Raw genomic sequence first — 18,502 nt, forward strand, 5'->3', positions numbered from 1 at the left:
CCCTATTTTTGCTGGCAACAAACTTTGGGGTTTGTTAGGAGCTTACCAAAATAGCGGCCCCCGCCAGTGGAATTCCGAAGAGGTGCGATTGCTGACCAAATTGGGCATTCAGTTAGGGTTAACCGTGCAGCAAGCCGAGTACATCGAACAGTTGAAAACGAAGAATTCAGAGTTGGCACGGGCAGCAGAAGAGGAACAAGTGCTGACGGCGATGGTAGAAAAAATCCGTCAGGCACAGGATACAGACACAATTTTCGAGAATGTGCTGCCAAGTTTACGCAAACAACTACAGTGCGATCGCCTAGCAGTATTTCGTTTTAATTCCGACTGGAGTGTGGAGTTTGTTGCTGAATCTGTAAAAGATAAATGGTTGTCTTTAGCTGGTTCTGAAATCAAAACGATTTGGATGGACGAACACTTACAAGAAACTCAGGGCGGACGCTATCGCAATCATGAAACCTTTGTTGTCGATGATATTTACACTGTCGGTCACGTTCAGTGCTACCTAGAGATATTAGAAAAAATCCAGGCCAAAGCTTACGCGATCGCTCCTATCTTTACTGGAAACAAACTCTGGGGCTTTTTAGGAGCATACCAAAATACTGTCCCTCGGCAGTGGAAATCCAAGGATGTGCAACTGTTGCGAAAACTAGCTCTGCAAATGGGTATAGGCTTGCAGCAGATTAAGTATGTCGAACAGCTCAAGAACAAGAATACAGAGTTAGCGCGAACCGCAGAAGGGGAACGAGCATTGACAAGGCTCTCAGAAAAAATTCGCCAAGCTCAAGAGCTAGATACAATTTTCCGCAATGCCCTACCAGAGTTGCGATCGCACTTGGAATGCGATCGTCTTGCAGTGTATCGCTTTAATCCAGATTGGGGTGGGGAGTTTATTGCCGAATCCGTAAGTCGTGACTGGGTGGCTTTGGTGGGCCCCGATATCAGGACTGTATGGGAAGACGAACACCTCCAACAAACCCAAGGTGGACGCTATCGCCACAACGAGACCTTTACGATCGATGACATTTACACTTCTGGTCATGCCCAGTGCCACATAAAAATTCTCGAGCAATTCCAGATTAGAGCTTATATCATCACCCCGATTATTGCCGGAAACAAGCTCTGGGGTTTGTTAGGAGCATATCAGAATGACGGGCCGCGCCAATGGCAAGATAATGAAATTAACTTGGTAACAAAAATCGGCACGCAGTTTGGGGTTGCCGTCCAGCAATCGCAATACTTACAACAAACCTTAAGTAAGAATGAGGAACTGATGAAGCTGGCGGAACGGGAAATAGCAAACGCCCGATTTTCCTATCGCTTGCCAAGTCGGTTAACAGAGATGGCTCAAAGTCATAGTGATGTTCTGGAATTTGTCCAGTTTGCCACCCACGAACTTCGTCAACTGCTGAAAGTAGATCGAGTTGGAGTTTACCGTTTTGAGCCTGATTGGTCTGGAGAATTCGTAGTTGAGTCTGTGACTGGGGATTGGCCTAAGCTGGTGGGAACTAGTCTTGCCAGAGTTAGAGATACCTTTCTCCAGTACAACAAAGGAGGGCGTTATGCCCGTAAAGAAAGTTTGCGGGTTGACAATATCTATACTGTTGGTCATGACGAATGTCACATTCAATTATTAGAAATGTGGGGAACTAAAGCCTACATGATTGCTCCGATTTTTCAAGAAGATCGGCTATGGGGGCTGATGGGAGTTTATCAAAATAGCGCCCCGCGCCAGTGGGAGCAATCAGAGGAGGATGTTCTCAACCAAGCCAGCGTCCAGATTGGTATTGCCCTGAATCTTGCAGAGTACTTAAAACAGGTGCGTACTCAAGAGCAGCAACTAGCAGAAGCAGCAGAGCGCGATCGCACTGCGCGGGAAAAACTCCAACAAGGAGCAATACGCGTTCTCATGGCTTTAGAACCATCTTTCAGAGGCGATCTCACCGTTCGCGCGCCCCTATCTGAAGATGAAATTGGAACGATCGCCGATGGTTACAACACTACGATCCAAAGTTTGCGAGATTTAGTCCGACAAGTGCAGATTGCTGCCAGCAGGGTGAGTGAAACTTCCAGCAACAACACCACCTCAGTAGTGAAACTATCTGACCAAGCTCAACAGCAAGCAGAACGCCTCGAAAACGCTCTGGAACAATTACAAATGATGGTAACTTCCACCCAGGTAGTTGCTACTGATGCCCAAAGAGTAGGACAGGCGGTGCAAAGAGCTAATAACACCGTCCAAGCTGGCGATTCCCTGATGGAAAAAACCGTAGATGGCATTTTGGAGATTCGGGAAACCGTGTCCGAAACAGCGAAGAAGATTAAGCGCCTCGGTGAAGCTTCTCAGAAAATCTCAAAAGTAGTGAGTTTGATTGAAAACTTTGCTACTCAAACTAATTTGCTGGCACTCAATGCTGCGATCGAGGCTACCCGTGCTGGAGAGTATGGCAAAGGCTTTGCGGTGGTTGCAGATGAAGTTCGTTCCCTGGCTTATCAATCGGCTAGTGCTACCACAGAAATTGAGCGACTCGTGCAAGAAATTCAAAGTGGAACCAACGAAGTTACCGAAGCAATGGAAATAGGGATTACCCAAGTTGTCCAAGGCTCGAACTTGATTGATGAGACTCGTCATTCCCTGAGTGCGATCGTGGCAGCCACCAACGAAATTGGTGGACTAGTGCAAGGAATTACTCAAGCAGTTTCCACTCAAAGTCAGCAATCTCAGATATTGACAGAAGCGATGATGGATGTTTCTGCGATCGCCCGCAAGACTTCACAAAGTGCAATGCACATTTCCGAGTCTTTTGAGGAACTACGGATGACTTCACAACAACTGGAAACCAGCGTTAGCCAGTTCAAAGTTGACTAATCTCCCAAAACTGCTATGAACCCCGATCCCAGTAATCATCAGCATCTAGAGCAGGCTTTTCTTGCTGAAGCGGCAGAGTTGTTGCAAACCATTGAGCAGAGTCTGATTGGTTTACTTGATGAAAAAACCACCGAAAAAGTTCACGCCTTGATGCGAAGTGCCCATACTCTCAAAGGGAGTGCTGCCAGTGTTGGACAGGAAACGATTAAGACAATTGCCCATCATTTGGAAGATGTATTCCAGGCGCTATACCCGCAAGAACTGGAAATCGATCCAGAATTGGGTGCTTTGCTTCTAGATGCTTATGAGTGCCTGCGAACTCCATTGAGTGCAACCTTGATGGGTTTATCCTACAATGAGGCAGAAATACTTGATAAAACTGCCTCAATCTTCGCTCAACTGCAACATAAACTAGGCGACTTTTTTGGTCGTGAGGCTCCGCTTCCCAGTTCGGAAGAACTGGGCTTTGATGTGGTAGAGTCAATCTTTTGTGGGAGTGTACTCCAGGATTTGCAACAGCTTGAAGCTGACATCCAAAGCCAAGATCCGCAACAAATTCAAACAACACTCAACTCTCAAGCAGAATTTTTTGCCGAACTAGCAGCATCTTATAGCTTATCTGGATTGGGGGAAATTGCCCAGGCGACCCTAAACGCCCTCAAAGCGCATCCAGACAAAGTACTGCAAATCGCTCAGGTGGCTTTAGAAAATTTTAAAGCAGCTCAAGCAGCTGTACTTGCAGGCGATCGCACTCAAGGGGGAGAGATATCTCCACAATTGCGAGAATTGGCAATGCTCACTACTCCTGTCCCAGAACTGCAAGGGCAGCCAGTTTCCATAGCTGCCCCACCAACACAAACGGCTACAACTGAGAATCAGCCATCCCCCCTTCTCAGTGCGAGTGAAGCAGAATCAATTTGGTCGTTTTTCCCGAAGCGGACTGATAACACCCTACCGAAAGCACCGGAGGTACTCGAACCAATTTCTCAGGATTCGGTAGTAGCCCCCTCTGCCATAGATCGGATTTTACAGTCAATCTGGATAGGAGATCCACAGACATCCTGCCGCTACTCAGACTCAGATCGGCCTGCCTCTCCACCACCAGCACCAAGCCTCCAGGCTCAGTCATCAGCATCACTTCCCAGTATCCGAGTAGCGATCGAACAGCTAGATCGCCTCAGCCATACAATTGGGGAATTGCTAATCAACGAAAACCAACAAAACCTGCAATCTAACCACATCCACAAAGCAGCTCAAGAGACTCTACTACAGTTTTTGCACTGTCAACAACAACTTAGTAAAGTTTCTACTTGGTCAGATCGACATTTGCTGCTTCCCGAACGCAAGCAGCGACACATGCATGTATCTCCACGCTCAGTTATCCCTGCTTCCCCAACTGGCGAGGCACAATCTAAATTTGATGCCTTAGAAATGGATACCTATAGCGAGTTGCACATTTTCCTGCAAAATCTGACAGAAGATATGGTGCAATTAGGAGAACGGATTGAGGCTTTTAATGCCTTAGTTCAACAATCTCGCTTTAGTCTTGGAAAGCGTAAGCAACTGCTCTCAGGAGCGCAGGAAGATTTGCTGCAAGCCAGAATGGTGCCACTAGGAACAGTGTTGAATCGATTTCCCCGCCTCCTGCAACAGATGGTAGCGACTTATCATAAACCTGTTGAACTTAAGCTTACTGGTACAAAAGTACTAGTAGATAAAGCCATTTCCGAGCAGCTGTACGATCCCTTGCTGCACATGATTCGTAATGCCTTCGATCACGGCATTGAACCGATAGAGACCCGCCGGCAGCAGGGTAAACCAGAAACCGGAACAATTACAATTCAAGCTTATCATCAAGGCAACCGCACTACTATTGAGATACGGGATGATGGTCGAGGCTTTAACTGGGAATCCATTCGCCAGCGAGCTATAGAAAAACACCTGCTGACTTCCGAACAAGCCGCCTACACCTCCGAAGACCAACTGGCAGAGTTATTATTTGAACCAGGCTTTTCTACCGCTAACCAGATTGGTGAGTTATCTGGCCGTGGTATCGGCTTAGATGTCGTTCGCACTCAATTGCAAACTTTACAAGGTTCGATTGTGGTGCGATCGCTTTCAGGACAGGGAACCACCTTTACCCTACAATTGCCCCTGAGCTTAACAACAGCACGTTTGCTCGTTTGTCAATCTCAAGGTATTACTTATGCTTTACTGTCTGAGGGAATTAGCCAAGTTTTATTACCGCAGCCAGAGCAGATTCAAGTCCAGCAATCTTTACACGGGCAAGGTATGCAAAAATTCTGGCAGTGGGGAGAAGGGCAACATCAGCAACTAGTTCCCATCCGCCCGCTTGCCAATTTAGTGGATTACAAATATCCTTTATTCACCCAAGACCACAATTTAACCCTCAGTCCTTTTCCAGTCAAACAACGCAACACCGTCGAACCTCTGCTGCTGTTGCAAACAGAGCAGCAATACCTGTGTTTGCAAGTCGATCAGATTTTGGTCGAGCAGGAATTAGTAATTAAATCCCTCGGCAGAGTCCTGACTTTACCTAGTTACATCCAAGGTTACAGCGTGTTGGGAAATGGTAGCCTCACCCTAACCATTGACCCGTTGGAGTTAGTTCGTCAAACCTGGGAGACAGATATGATGCCGACTTCCCAGGCATCAAGTCTTACAACTAAACTCTTGCCTGCACCTGAGCCTGTTCTCACTCTAGAAGGGCAGCAATCCGAGCTAACGATAACACAACCGCAGCAACAGCCAATAGAAGTCAATACAGCCGTTGCTCAACCTAACCGAGTGGCGGTGTTAGTGGTGGAAGATTCGGTTGTCCAAAGGCAAAGTTTGGTGCAGACGCTCCAGAAAGCCGATTATCAAGTGTTGCAAGCAGGCGATGGTAGAGAGGCGATCGCTCAAATGCTGCAACACGGTAATGTCAATCTAGTGATTTGTGACATTGAAATGCCGCGGATGAATGGATTTGAGTTTTTAGAACACCATCGCCAAGACGAGCGTTTGGCAGGGATTCCTGTGGTGATGCTAACTACTCGTAGCGGACAGAAACACCGCCAATTAGCTTTAGCTCTAGGGGCGAAAGCTTACCTGACCAAACCCTATTCCGAACCGAACTTCCTAGCCGCGATCGCCGAACTCGTTAATAGCCCTTAGCCCAATTCTCTAAAATGAGGCAACACATTCAAACCCCGAAAGCCATGCCATATCTGACTTTCTTAATTACGAATTACGAATTACGAATTACGAATTGGTATTCAACCACTTGCTATGCTTAACACTCCCTTTCCGTTTAAGCGATTATCTGGCACTGTGAGCGATCGCGATTCATTACGAGTCGTTGTTTTTGCGATCGCAGACTATTTATTTGCGCTGCCAGTTGGTGCAGTTCTCAAAGTGATTGCTTGTCCCCCTATTAGCAGTACGGTTGAAAGTGGTATCGGGATGGTTGATTTGGGAGCGCAAACTATTACGATTGTGGACTTGCGCCAGAAGTTAATTCCGGAAGTACAAACCCAACAGACGCACCAAGTTCTCTCTGCGGTTGACACTTCAGGACGCTTTTTACTTATGACTCAAACGCGGACTGGGGAACTTTGTGGCATTCCTGTGGACAAACCCCCCGCTTTAATCGATATTCCTTTGGAAGCAGTGCGTCCGGTGCCGTGGTCTTATCGGCAAGTAGCGGAGTTAAACTTTGTTAGCCACATGGCTATCTTATCTGTAGCACCAAACGAGGAACCACTCAAAGTCCTGCTTTTAGGCATGAACCAGATATTAGCTGATAAGTTGGGATTGCCCGGAACAACCCCAACCTTGGCTCCTGGGCTGACATCAGGCGAACAACGCCAAAGATTTCTGCGTTTTTCCTTGGGCGATCGAGGAAGTGGATTGCTACCATTCCAATCATTACAAGACATTATTCATCTTGCTAGCCAAGAAATTTCCCCAGCCCCGGCCTTACCAAGTTGGATTTTAGGTTTCTATAATTGGCAAGGACAGATGCTGCGGCTGGTTGACTTGGAACATTTGCTTGGTTATGCACCGCTTTTGAAGCGGCAGTCACGACCAGAAAAGCCAATGGTTCTGGTTGTCGAAGTGCAAAATCAGGTAATCGGGTTTTTGGTTGCTCATGTCTACGATGTAGAGTGGCAGGATTTACAGCAAGCACAATCGGCACCAACCGACTTTTCCCCAAACAAACTGCTAAATTTTGTTCGAGGTATTCTGCCAGGCGATCGCTGGATTTTAGACACCAGAGCCATCGCCCAGACATTGCAATGGCAAACCCACTGATTTAACTTGATGCTGCCAAGGAGTTTTCTGTGACGATCGCAACTTTAGACCCTAATTTTGAAACCCAGCCTGACAATCAAATCCAGATAGAAGACATTTTGGCTAATGTGGCTGTACTCAAAGCAGTCTTTCAATCTGCTAAGGGGCCAAAGGTCGCTCAATTGCAGCACAAGGTAAATCAAATCGAAGCTTTTATCCAAGCTTTGGCTAAGGATTCGCCCAGTAACAATGATGACAATGTTCAAAGGGCTTTTCAGCTCCAGCGAGAACAACTTGCGGCGATCGAGCGGCAAATGCAGCAAGCAAAAGGTCAAACCGCACTTTTGGAGGTTACAGTCACCGCCCTACGAGATGTTCTCAACGCCGATCGCGTTCTGATTTATCGTTTTGAGGAAGATAATCGCACTCGAGCGATCGCTGAAGCTATACAAGCGGGTTGGACATCCTTGCTCAATCAATCTCTACCAATAAATTTGTTATTTACTACCGATGTTGGTAACGGAACTGAAGTATTAGAACTAACTCCGCGCCAACAGCAATTTTGGCAACGCTTTCAGGTGCAAGCTAGCCTGTGCTTGCCCTTGATTTTCAAACAACAGCCTTGGGGTTTTCTAGTTATTCATCATTGCCTCCAACCACGACAATGGCAGGAAGCAGAGCGCAGTTTGCTACAACAAGTAGGAATGATGTTGACAATTAACTTGCGCTGGGCTGAAATAGTAGCTCCACCTGCTCAACAACTGTCACCGCCTCCCCAAAAGGCTGAATCCGGCGATCGCTCACAGTTACTAGTACCATTGCAGGAGGTAAGCCAAGCCGTACAAGAAGGAGCAAGAATTGCCGAGCTTACCGGCGAGTATTTAATGTCTATTCAGGATACTGTTGCTATTACTAATAAACAGTTGCAATATCTTGGTGAATTCTGCCAGCAAGCTTCTGGCTTTGTTGGCCTTGTGGAAGGCTTGAGTAGCAAAATTCAGATTTTATCTTTGAATACAGCCATCGAAGCCACAAAAGCTGAGCAAGAACTAAGTTTGCTAGCTGCTGCCGAACAGGTGGAAATTTTCGCCCGTCAAGCCCGCGAAAGCACCCTAAATATAGAAGAATGGTTCCAAGAACTCCAAGTGGCAACAGGAGATGTTGCTGCTGCTATCGAACCGTGCGATCGCCAAATCAGTGCTGGGCTGGAGTCAATCGCGCAAATCCAAGAGCAATTCAAAGCGATCGCTGACATCGCTGCTTGTACCCTCCAAACAATAAACCTCTTGCAAAAATAGTTTTGCACTCTTGGGGAAAAGGGTAAGGGGTAAAGGGAAAAGGGGTAAGAAAAAACCTTTACCCTTTAACCTTTTCCCCTTTCCCCTACTTCTGCAAGAAGTCTAATGTCGAAGCCATAGAATTGTCACAAACCAGGAGTTTCGATGAGTACCGATTTTGTCCCCCAACCGCAGAACGACGATTGCTTCCTCGAAGAAGCGATCGATTTGTTACTGTTCTTGGAGCAGGAGTTGCCTAACTATACAAACGACAGTAACCCCGGTACAGCTTTGGCTCTCATGGAAGCTGCTGGTTCTCTGCATTCGATTGCCATAGCAGCCGAGCTAGATACCATTGCTATTGTTGCGGCTGCACTAGGGGAGATTTTTCAGCTTTTGCATCAGTATCGGGCAACTGTCAACGCCTCAATCGCCTCTCTGTTGTCAGAAGGATTAGATTGCCTACAAATGCTGCTGATGGCATTTTTAACAGCCTCGAAAATTGACGAAGTAGAAATCCTGGAGCGTATGTCTGCCATTGTCGCTCGTTTGCAAGCAGAGTTTAGCGATTCCCAGGAAACAAACCTTGAGACATCGGTAGAGCGATCGCAGGAACATCAATCAGTTATTCAGTTTAACGATTCCTTGACCGAGGTAGAATCTTCTGCATCTCTACCAGAGCAAGTTATGGTTAAAGACAAGGAAAGTCTTGACAGGGAACTAGTAAGTCAAACTAACTCCCAGCTTAGTAGCTTTGGTAACGTAGATACTGAGCAGCTTCCCGTCAAGGTAGGGGAACTAGCAAACCTGGAGGAGTATGGGGAAGAAGATTTTCAGGCTTGGTTGGGAGATTTTTTCCTGCCTGCTGAAATATCTGAAGCATCCCTAGTGAAATCTTCGAGCGATCGCCATACACTCTCTTTGCAAGAAGCCATTCCCACCATTGTTGCAACAAGTATTTCAGCCGCCACACCCATCAATATTCAACATCTCGAACAACTAAACGCACTGATTGCAACATTACTAACTAAATATAATCAGCAAGCTTGTCACGAAGAACAACAGCAACATACCATAGGGCAGTTGCTCCGACAAGTAAAGCGATTACAACGCCTGTTGGACAATCTACAGGAATGGTCAGGACGTTTAGCAGCAATTTCAGATACCCTTTCCCCTCTAGCTGCTTCTCGCTCTCAGCAATTGTACAGTACTCTGCAATCTGTTTTGGCTGAAGCGTCTCAAGTGGCATCAACTGTTCATTCCCTGAATCACAATCGTCACCAACTTAAACAAGAACTCATACAGCAAGAAAATTTACTGAATCATTCTGCTAATTTAGTTAAAAAAGTTACAACTATTCCTTTAAAAGTAGCCTTAGAACCGTTGCATCGGCTTTGGTCTCAGTTACAAGCTCTACAAGATAAGTCTGCTAGACTACATTTACAAATTAGCGATATCCAAGTTGATCGCGCGTTGAGCGATCGCCTCCGTACCCTCCTGTTGCATATAAGTTGCTATTTACTAGAGCAAAGTATTGAGTCTTGCCAAACACGCCAACAGCTAGGTAAAAATAGCAACGGTATGATTGAAATTCAAGTTTATCAGCAAGGAAATCAACTGATTATTGATGGCTGTGATGATGGGGCAGGACTTAACTTATCTCAAATTTATCAATCGGCTTTAGCCCAAGGACTCGCCCTTACAAAACCAGGGAATACTTTACAAGCAACTCAACTAACTGAACTAGTACTTGAACCAGAGGTTTCATCTGTTTTATGCGATCGTGCTGCCTTAGAGTTAGGAGTAGAATTAACTGAAGTTTGCAAGCAATTAACAGCTATTCAGGGAAGAATAGTATTGAAGTCTAAAGCTGGACATGGTACAGCCTTCTCGCTCCAAATTCCCCTCGAGCAAAAAATTGCTCAACTTATAGTCTGTCAAGCTAATTCCAGAGTCTATGCATTTATTGCCGATTCTGTAGAGCAGATTTGTCTATCCCAGTCCGAACAAATTATCCAAACTCAAGCGGGACGCATGTTATTTTTGCAGTCTTCTGGCACCAGTGGCTTCCTTCGTTGCGATCGTGAGCATCCAACAACGGAAATGCTCGTCCCTATCCACTTACTAACTGATGTGCTGATTTATCCTAACTACCTTCCTACCCCAGTTACCACTGACAGTACAGATACACTAAATGCTTTCAAGCAGGATAAGCCTTTATTAGTATTTCGTTACTTAGACAAACGATGTGCTGTAGAAGTAGATCGCATCATCGGCAAGCAATCCTCTGCGATCCATCCTCTGGGGGAAGCAATCCCAGTTGCTGCTTATATCCAAGGAACTAGCATTCTTGCCAATGGGCAACTGAGCCTGGTTTTGGATGGTCACCTTCTCACAAAATCTCTAACTCGAACTCTTGAAGGGGTGACAAAGGGGCTAAAGCAAAGTAAATAAGGGAGTGTAACCGTTTTGGAATCCTGCATCTGATGTTACCGTTCCACCCTGGAAATTAACTACGACTGAACGTGACTTTTCAACTGAAAATTTGAACTGTTTTGGTGTACGATATGTTTTTGCTGGGGTCATGCTTTATAACTGCTGAAATACTTATCCTATATACATTTTCGCAGTTTTTAACCCCCTTTTTTTATGTCTTTGTGAGAAATCCGGGTTTTAGTGGTTGGCAATCCTACTATGCCTAAGCTTCCTATTAGCAAGGAACAGTTAGCATCTCTTCCGGGTGCAGAAAAAGAAGCAATTCAGATTGCAGATTTATTTAAGACGCAAGCGCTTACAGGTAGTAAAGGCTAAATCCTCAACATGCAACTGAAAGCCGAACTCGTTGTTTTAAGTGCTTGCAATACTTAACGTGGCAATATTACAGGTGATGGTGTTATCGGCTTATCGCGTTCTTTAATAACAGCCGGAGTCAAGAGTGTTGTTGTCTCTCTGTGGTCAGTACCAGATAATTCCACTAGCTTTTTGATGAACGATTTTTATCGTCACCTCCAGCAAAATTCTGATAAGGCTTTAGCACTGCGACAAGCAATGCTCACCGTCAAAAAAAGTATGCCAATCCTCTTGACTGATACAAATTCGTAATTCGTAATTCGTAATTCGTAATTAAGAAAGTCCCATTTAGTCTAGGTTTCTGGGTTTGGATCTGTATCATTATTTTTGGGAAATGGTATGAGCTGCATTTTCCCTCGTCGGTGAGGCAGATTGAACTGTAAATACATTCAAGTTCAGGAGTTTGCCAGCGATCTTAACGAGCGGTCTTTATCGGACACGATATTTAACTAGATCCCAATTAACGGACTGTCTCTCGTATTGATTCTGCATCAATCGGCTTAATTAGATAAAGCCGCAATATATGCCAGATGATTCCGAAAATGGGGGGAATTTTTTGGAAGAACTTCACAATCTTGGGACGGTTACTCTTGCTAATCTCCGCCAGTTTCAGATTGTTTTCAGAACACTGTTCTAGTCGCCAGAAAAATGTCGGTTCATTAGTATTCAAGATGAGGGGAAATGCCCGTGCAGAAGTGTTATTCGTCTCTTTAATCACTGTGTTATTGTATTTGCGCGGATGTATGCCAATAGATTCGTAAAATGTTGCCCGTTCAAATACTGTCATTGTGTGGGTGACAAACACAGTTAGCAAGAAGAAACGCACCCACAACCGCGCAGTCCAATTGTTCCATAGTTGAGGTTGCGATCGCAGCAGTGCCTTAAAGAAATCCCCATGTCGGTTCTCGTCCTGACACCAACTCTCAAATTTGCGGAAGAGAGGATAAAACTGATATTCTGGATTCGCCTGCATGTGGCGATGTACTAAGATATAGCGCCAGTAACCAATTTTCTCCGATAGATAGACTGTGTAAATAACCCACTCTGGCGGAAAAAAGGTATATGTGCGATTTTTGGTTAAATAGCTTAAGTCCAGGGAGAGATTTAAATCAGCCATTGACTTATTCAAAAATCCCGCATGGCGTGCTTCATCCCGCGCCATAAAATTAAAAGCATCTGCCAACAGGGGATTTTTATCTTTGAGTCGGCGCGATAACTCTTTGAACAAAAGAAAACCAGAAAACTCTGAGGTACAAGAACGTTCTAAGAAATCAATAAAAGCTCGGCGCTTTTCGCCAGTAATATGTTCCCAAGACTGCTTGAACTCTTCATCGCGCACGAAATGATGGCGATTGTAGTCAGCACGTAACTCTTCAATAACCGCCCGTAACTCAGTCTCATTTGCCGAAATATCTAAATTCGCCACTGCCTCAAAGTCAGTGGTGTAAAACCGGGGTGTTAACAAGGTTTCTTGAACAGGTGCTTTAATACCTGGCTTCAGCAATTGAGGTTCTGGGGTTTGGAGAGACTTGATCATGAAACTCCTTTATATCATTTTATGCTTTTAAAGCTATATAACCATAAAACATTGCAATGACACATCAGTTAAATTATTGAAAAGCCATTTGAGAGAAATAACCTCAGAGCTTGGATTTATGGCTGTCTGACTTAGGGGAATGAGGAAGATGAGGGAAATCAGGAAGGAATAATAACTACTCTTGCCTTCTGAACTTCTGACTCCTAGAAATATAAATAAATATTAATAGCTTTGTAGCTATACAACTATTGATAGTTAAATGATTTTGTAAGAGAAAAATAAAAATAGCTGGGATCTGTATCGGCAATGGTACTTGCTAGATAGAGTGATGCAGATCCTCATATAGACCTACAATAACAATCTTTTAAGTCTGGCATTGACCAAGATTAGGAACTACGGACTAGGTAAGAGGGGGAAAGGTTGAAGTCAAAGGGGTAGTTCTTGCCCTTCCTCCAGTACCCAGCACCCAATACTTGCGCTTGAACATGAAGGAAGCACCAATGAGTAGCGATTTAGCTGGCAAACTACGCTCTGGTACGCAACAAGCTCACACAGCGGCGGAAAATGTGGCATTCATGAAATGTTTTCTCAAAGGGGTTGTGGATAGGAACTGTTTCGCCAAATTTCTAGGTAACTTGTATTACATCTACAGCGAACTAGAAGCAGCAATAGTGAGCCATCAAAAGCATCCAGCGATCGGTGCGATTTACTTCCCAGAGTTGAATCGCCAAGCCTTTCTAGAGAAAGATATGCTGTTTTACTATGGCAATGAGTGGAAAGGGCAAATTATCCCTTCAAAAGCCGCCCAGACCTACATTGCCCGGATTCAAGAACTGTCTGCTAATGAACCTGTTCTGTTGATAGGTCATACCTATACCCGCTACATGGGCGACCTCTCCGGCGGTCAGATGCTGCAAAAAGTTGCTCAGTCAGCCTTGAAGTTATCTGGTTATGAAGGGACATCTTTTTATAATTTCGAGCAAATTCCTGACAAAAAAGCATTTAAGGAAAAGTATCGTCAGGCTCTGAACGCACTGCCCATCGATGATGTAATGGTAGAACAGATTGTTGCAGAAGCTAATAATGCCTTCCAGTTCAATATGCAAATGGCTCAAGAACTAGAGGGAAATTTAATCAAAGCCTTTGGTCAAGTATTGTTTAATAGCCTGACTCGTTCTCATAACCCTGGTAGCACCGAAGTACCTACAGCTAATTAAGAGATTGGGGACTGGGAAAGAGATACAGTCATAAATTCTTCCAATCTCCATTACCCCTAATTCCCCAATCCCTAGTCACCAATCCCCAGTTCCTCGGAGGTTTTGATGGTTTTTTTATCACCTGGTGTCAAATTCGATCTGGATCTGATCAAAAAGTATGATACCCCAGCACCCAGATACACCAGTTATCCACCTGCTACAGAGTTAAGCGAAGGATTTACCGCTAGCAATTTTCAAGCTGCGATCGCCGCCTCAAACCAAAGAAAATCTCTTCTATCTTTGTATTTCCACATACCTTTTTGCCAAAGTGCTTGCTACTTCTGCGGCTGTAATACGGTAATTTCTAACAATAAGAAGATTGCTGAACCTTATGTAGATAATTTGGTTCGAGAAATCAAACATATGTCAGCCTTGATCGATGCAGATAGAAAGGTACTTCAGATTCATTGGGGTGGTGGTACACCTAACTACTTGGAGCGCGACCAAGTGGAATTATTATGGAAAAATATCACTCGCTACTTCAGCATTGACCCACAAGCAGAAATCTCAATTGAGATTAATCCCCGTTATATCGATAAAAACTACATTTTCTTTCTCAGAGAGATTGGATTTAACCGCATTAGTTTTGGCATTCAAGATTTTAATCCCCAAGTGCAAGTAGCTGTAAATCGTGTCCAGCCGGAAGAAATGCTGTTTGATGTCATGGACTGGATTAAAGCAGCCAAGTTTGAAAGTGTAAATGTAGACCTAATTTATGGTCTACCTTATCAAACCCTCCAGACATTTCGGGAGACAGTAAAAAAGACTATTGAATTAGACCCCGATCGCATTGTTGTTTTTAACTTTGCTTATATACCGTGGTTGAAGCCAGCGCAAAAAAATATTCCTCAAGAAGCATTACCTAAACCACAGGAAAAGTTAGAAATCCTTAAAATGACTATTGAGGAATTGACGAGTAATCAGTATGCATTTATTGGCATGGATCATTTTGCCAAATCTGATGATGAACTAGCGATCGCCCAACGCGATCGCACTCTCCAACGCAACTTCCAAGGCTATACTACCCACGTTGAAACGGAATTGTTTGGGTTTGGTGCTACATCTATCAGTATGTTAAAAGATGGCTATTTCCAAAACCACAAGCAGTTAAAGGATTATTATCAGGCAATTAGCAGAGATATCCTACCAATTAGTAAAGGCATTAAATTGACAGAAGATGACATTATTAGACGAGATGTCATCATGGGTATTATGTCTCACTTTCAACTGTATAAGCAAGATATTGAAGATAAATATCACATCAATTTCGATGATTATTTCTCTCACGAACTAGAAGCGTTGCAGCCGCTAGAAGCTGATGGACTTGTTAGTATATCCAAAAATCACATCCAGATTACAGACATCGGTAGACTATTGGTAAGAAACATTGCTGTTGTGTTTGATACACATTATCAAACACGAGACAAACAATTCTCCCGTACTATTTGAGCAAAGGCTAATATTATTTTAGATTAAGGAAAGCATTTGTAGAGACGCGCCATGGCGCGTCTTCTAGATAATTACGAACAATTCATATAATTATTACTTTAGATAGATAATAAAAATATTTAAATATGAGTTTTTTATTGATTTTTCAGTAATAGGGTCGACCCGGAAAACCGCATTCAATAGAAAATAAATTAATGATTTGTCTCAGACAAATTTGCAGTTATTTAGAGTCAACAATCAAATATATTTAACTATTAATTTTAACAAAATATCTTCTCTACCTTTTGACTTCAACATTTACCTCATCAGGTGGAAATGATTATGAATAAGGATTGCTAAAGTAAATACAGATGAGATTTTGAGGAAGTATATGAATATCATTGCTTGGGTAATATTAGGATTGTTAGCTGGTGCGATCGCCAAAGCTATTTATCCAGGTTATCAAGGTGGTGGAATCCTTTCGACAATGATTTTAGGTATTATCGGTGCTTTCATTGGTGGTAGCTTGTATTCACTATTGCAAACAGGGACTCTGCAACTTACTGCTGCTGGGTTAACTCTTCCTGGTCTGTTTATTGCAGTAATTGGTGCAATTATTGCTATTTATCTATGGGGACTGTTGAGAAGAAGTAGCAACGCCTAGTTAAACTTGGTTGTCAGAGATGCTCACAAACAAACTTCCATAGGGAACGCATCTACTTTTAATACCTAAAAGGTTCATAACTACAAAAAATGACATTTCTGTTGATGTCAATTTTTTTTGCTGCTATCAACAGGATTTTAAATAATGTCAGTAATTTTGGGCAAAATACATAGTAATAAACTATCGTATTGCCACCTATTTGATGTTGAAGTTCATTGAAGTGACAGTTTATGTTTTTTCACAAAAAAGAGCCGATTCATACTGTAAACGTTAGCGAGGCTAACCCTCGTTTTGCTCAGTTACTTCTGGAGCAGTTTGGTGGAGCAACCGGAGAACTATCAGCAGCTCTGCAATATTGGGTACAGTCATTTCATGTCGAAAATGCTGGCATCCGAGATATGCTGCAAGATATTGCCATTGAGGAATTCAGTCATCTAGAAATGGTTGGTAAACTAATTGAATCTCACACCAAAAATACAGATCAAACAGAGGCATACAAAAGCACTTTATTTGCTGTTAGAGGTGTAGGCCCTCACTTTTTAGATAGTCAAGGTAACGCTTGGAGTGCGAATTACTTGAATGAAGGTGGAGACGTAGTACGCGATTTGAGAGCTAACATTGCAGCAGAAGCTGGTGCTCGTCAAACTTACGAAGAATTGATTAAGTTGGCAACCGACCAAGGAACTAAAGAGACTTTAGTTCATCTCTTAACAAGAGAAATTTCTCACACTCAGATGTTTATGAAGGCTCTAGATTCTCTGGGGAAACTGACAGATCCATTCTTTGGCAATATTCAGCCTGATGAAACTGTTGCTCTCTATTACAACCTATCTACAAATGGCAATGGTAAGGATGAGCGTGGCCCTTGGAATTCTGAGCCAACATTCAAATACATTGCTAACCCACTGGAGAGCCATTCTTAATTAAATGTAATTGAGTGAAAAAAGAGATTGCCTTAAGCATAAATGTTGTTGGTCTATCTCCTATAAATTCATTCAGTTAACTTACCCAACAATTACTTTGTATTGTTGGGTAAGAAAATTTTTACTCTTTAAGACCTGTGATACTCAATGATTAAGAGGAAACTGAGTCAGACGAGATTTATAGTCTGACTCAATATATTGTCTAGCGATAGTGTATGTGGTTTTGATAGATGTAGTTAGATAAATTCAAAAGTATTAATTAGCTAGACACAAAGGAATAATAATTTTCTTACTATAAATATAGTAAAAGCAGGAAATAGTTAAATCTCTAAATTAATTTGATTAACTCCCAATTGACATGGGGAAATTTAAAAATCACAACTTAGATTTAGGAGATTAAATTGTGATTGTCAACGCCACACAAGATGGTTGGGAAATCATTTATCACCGCGCCCATGCTTTACTAGCTGCTCAACTGGCAGGACAGTGGAAACGCCAAAAAACTCCAGTACGTTTATATGAGACGATCGCGGCAATTTCCCATCATGATGATTTAGAAAAAGAATGGGAGGGTAAGCATCTAACTGAAGGGGGAGCGCCAATGGATTTCACCCTAGTGCCATCAGGTTCTATCAAGCCATTGGTAGATATGACAAAGAATGCGCGCTACCGAGGACGGTGGGTGGCTCTATTAATTTCAATGCATATGAGTCGGTTGAATGAGCCAAAGCGGGGTGAGTCAAGAGAAATGGACGAATTTCTCGATGAACAACTGCAAAATCAGCAACGTTGGCGTAAGGAACTGGGTATTGAAAAGGAGGAAGTAGATGCAGCGTATGCATTTATGCAATGGTGCGATCGCCTGTCACTCATCCTCTGTATGCAGGAATTACCTGACGACGAGCGGTTTTTAGAAATTAGTAAGGGACCTGACGAGCAACGCTATGATATCAAGCAAGGCGGTGATGGCTTGATAACTGTCCAACCTTGGCCGTTTGAAAATGAGCGGTTTAGAGTCAACGTCGAAGCCTGTGACCTAAAACAGCTAAAATTTGAAAGCAACGACGAACTGACTGAAGCACTCCAAAACGCTCCCATCAAGGTACTGGAGTGGACATTCGTTAAGAGTTAGAACGCTTCGCGATGGCGTGTAATAAGTAGATGAATACCTGACTTATCTTTTTTTACCTGAAAACGGTCACACTCTTCTATTTACTGCGTTTCAGCCCCTTTGTCACCCCGTCATACCAATTCGTAATTCGTAATTAAGAAAGTCCCATTTAGTCTAGGTTCCTGGGTTTGGATCTGTATCATTATTTTTGGGAAATGGTATCAACCCTTGTTCCTTTGCTTGCCAGAAATAGGAAGTAGAATCCTTCTGCCCTCTGCCTTTTGCCTTTCT

The 18,502-nt window shown here is 43.5% G+C and carries 11 protein-coding genes and 1 pseudogene; 11 read left to right on the plus strand and 1 reads right to left on the minus strand.

Going from position 1 to position 18,502, the window contains the following annotated elements:
* The 6 genes and pseudogenes from RMY31_RS23600 to RMY31_RS23625 form a co-directional block, all read left to right on the plus strand.
* The coding region (locus RMY31_RS23600; RefSeq protein WP_409878223.1) for a GAF domain-containing protein at positions 1–2,869 on the plus strand (2,869 nt) is incomplete at its 5' end.
* A 15-nt stretch (positions 2,870–2,884) separates the two neighbouring features.
* The gene (locus tag RMY31_RS23605) at positions 2,885–6,046 is read left to right on the plus strand and encodes a response regulator (RefSeq protein WP_409878224.1); all 3,162 of its coding nucleotides are present in this window, start codon (positions 2,885–2,887) and stop codon (positions 6,044–6,046) included.
* Positions 6,047–6,160: 114 nt separating this feature from the next.
* A complete protein-coding gene (locus RMY31_RS23610) occupies positions 6,161–7,186 on the plus strand; it encodes a chemotaxis protein CheW (protein ID WP_409878225.1) in 1,026 nt (341 codons plus the stop codon).
* A gap of 29 nt (positions 7,187–7,215) precedes the next feature.
* The gene (locus RMY31_RS23615) at positions 7,216–8,463 is read left to right on the plus strand and encodes a GAF domain-containing protein (protein WP_409878226.1); all 1,248 of its coding nucleotides are present in this window, start codon (positions 7,216–7,218) and stop codon (positions 8,461–8,463) included.
* Positions 8,464–8,607: 144 nt separating this feature from the next.
* The gene (locus tag RMY31_RS23620) at positions 8,608–10,896 is read left to right on the plus strand and encodes a chemotaxis protein CheW (protein WP_409878227.1); all 2,289 of its coding nucleotides are present in this window, start codon (positions 8,608–8,610) and stop codon (positions 10,894–10,896) included.
* A 216-nt stretch (positions 10,897–11,112) separates the two neighbouring features.
* A pseudogene (locus tag RMY31_RS23625) lies at positions 11,113–11,544 on the plus strand (CHAT domain-containing protein); the annotation flags it as partial.
* Between the two features lie 208 nt (positions 11,545–11,752).
* Here the strand turns inward: RMY31_RS23625 and acsF are convergent.
* Positions 11,753–12,829, minus strand: a complete 1,077-nt coding sequence (gene acsF / locus RMY31_RS23630) for a magnesium-protoporphyrin IX monomethyl ester (oxidative) cyclase (protein WP_322666741.1) — start codon at positions 12,827–12,829, stop codon at positions 11,753–11,755.
* Positions 12,830–13,329: 500 nt separating this feature from the next.
* On the opposite strand from acsF, the gene RMY31_RS23635 reads away from it, so the two are divergent.
* The 5 genes from RMY31_RS23635 (at position 13,330) to RMY31_RS23655 (ending at position 18,232) form a co-directional block, all read left to right on the plus strand.
* Complete coding sequence (locus tag RMY31_RS23635; protein WP_322666743.1) at positions 13,330–14,046, plus strand: heme oxygenase (biliverdin-producing); 717 nt, start codon at positions 13,330–13,332, stop codon at positions 14,044–14,046.
* 105 nt (positions 14,047–14,151) lie between these two features.
* Positions 14,152–15,534, plus strand: a complete 1,383-nt coding sequence (gene hemN, locus RMY31_RS23640; RefSeq protein ID WP_322666745.1) for an oxygen-independent coproporphyrinogen III oxidase — start codon at positions 14,152–14,154, stop codon at positions 15,532–15,534.
* 370 nt (positions 15,535–15,904) lie between these two features.
* Positions 15,905–16,177: a GlsB/YeaQ/YmgE family stress response membrane protein gene (locus tag RMY31_RS23645; RefSeq protein ID WP_322666747.1), complete on the plus strand. Its 273-nt coding sequence runs from the start codon at positions 15,905–15,907 to the stop codon at positions 16,175–16,177.
* Between the two features lie 230 nt (positions 16,178–16,407).
* Positions 16,408–17,100 carry a manganese catalase family protein gene (locus RMY31_RS23650; protein WP_322666749.1) on the plus strand — a complete coding sequence of 231 codons (693 nt, stop codon included), beginning with the start codon at positions 16,408–16,410 and terminating at the stop codon, positions 17,098–17,100.
* A gap of 403 nt (positions 17,101–17,503) precedes the next feature.
* Positions 17,504–18,232, plus strand: coding sequence for a DUF3891 family protein (locus tag RMY31_RS23655; RefSeq protein WP_322666755.1), 729 nt, complete (start codon positions 17,504–17,506; stop codon positions 18,230–18,232).
* The last annotated feature ends 270 nt before the right edge of the window (positions 18,233–18,502 follow it).

It is taken from the genome of Dendronalium sp. ChiSLP03b, assembly GCF_034531165.2.
Taxonomy (GTDB): Bacteria; Cyanobacteriota; Cyanobacteriia; order Cyanobacteriales; family Nostocaceae; genus Dendronalium; species Dendronalium minutum.

Excerpts from the sequence above, each read along its gene's own strand:
- RMY31_RS23605 (WP_409878224.1), top strand. The coding sequence starts at position 2,885 with ATGAACCCCGATCCCAGTAATCATCAGCATCTAGAGCAGGCTTTTCTT.
- RMY31_RS23610 (WP_409878225.1), top strand. The coding sequence starts at position 6,161 with ATGCTTAACACTCCCTTTCCGTTTAAGCGATTATCTGGCACTGTGAGC.
- RMY31_RS23620 (WP_409878227.1), top strand. The coding sequence starts at position 8,608 with ATGAGTACCGATTTTGTCCCCCAACCGCAGAACGACGATTGCTTCCTC.
- acsF (WP_322666741.1), bottom strand. The coding sequence starts at position 12,829 with ATGATCAAGTCTCTCCAAACCCCAGAACCTCAATTGCTGAAGCCAGGT.
- RMY31_RS23635 (WP_322666743.1), top strand. The coding sequence starts at position 13,330 with ATGAGTAGCGATTTAGCTGGCAAACTACGCTCTGGTACGCAACAAGCT.
- hemN (WP_322666745.1), top strand. The coding sequence starts at position 14,152 with ATGGTTTTTTTATCACCTGGTGTCAAATTCGATCTGGATCTGATCAAA.
- RMY31_RS23645 (WP_322666747.1), top strand. The coding sequence starts at position 15,905 with ATGAATATCATTGCTTGGGTAATATTAGGATTGTTAGCTGGTGCGATC.
- RMY31_RS23650 (WP_322666749.1), top strand. The coding sequence starts at position 16,408 with ATGTTTTTTCACAAAAAAGAGCCGATTCATACTGTAAACGTTAGCGAG.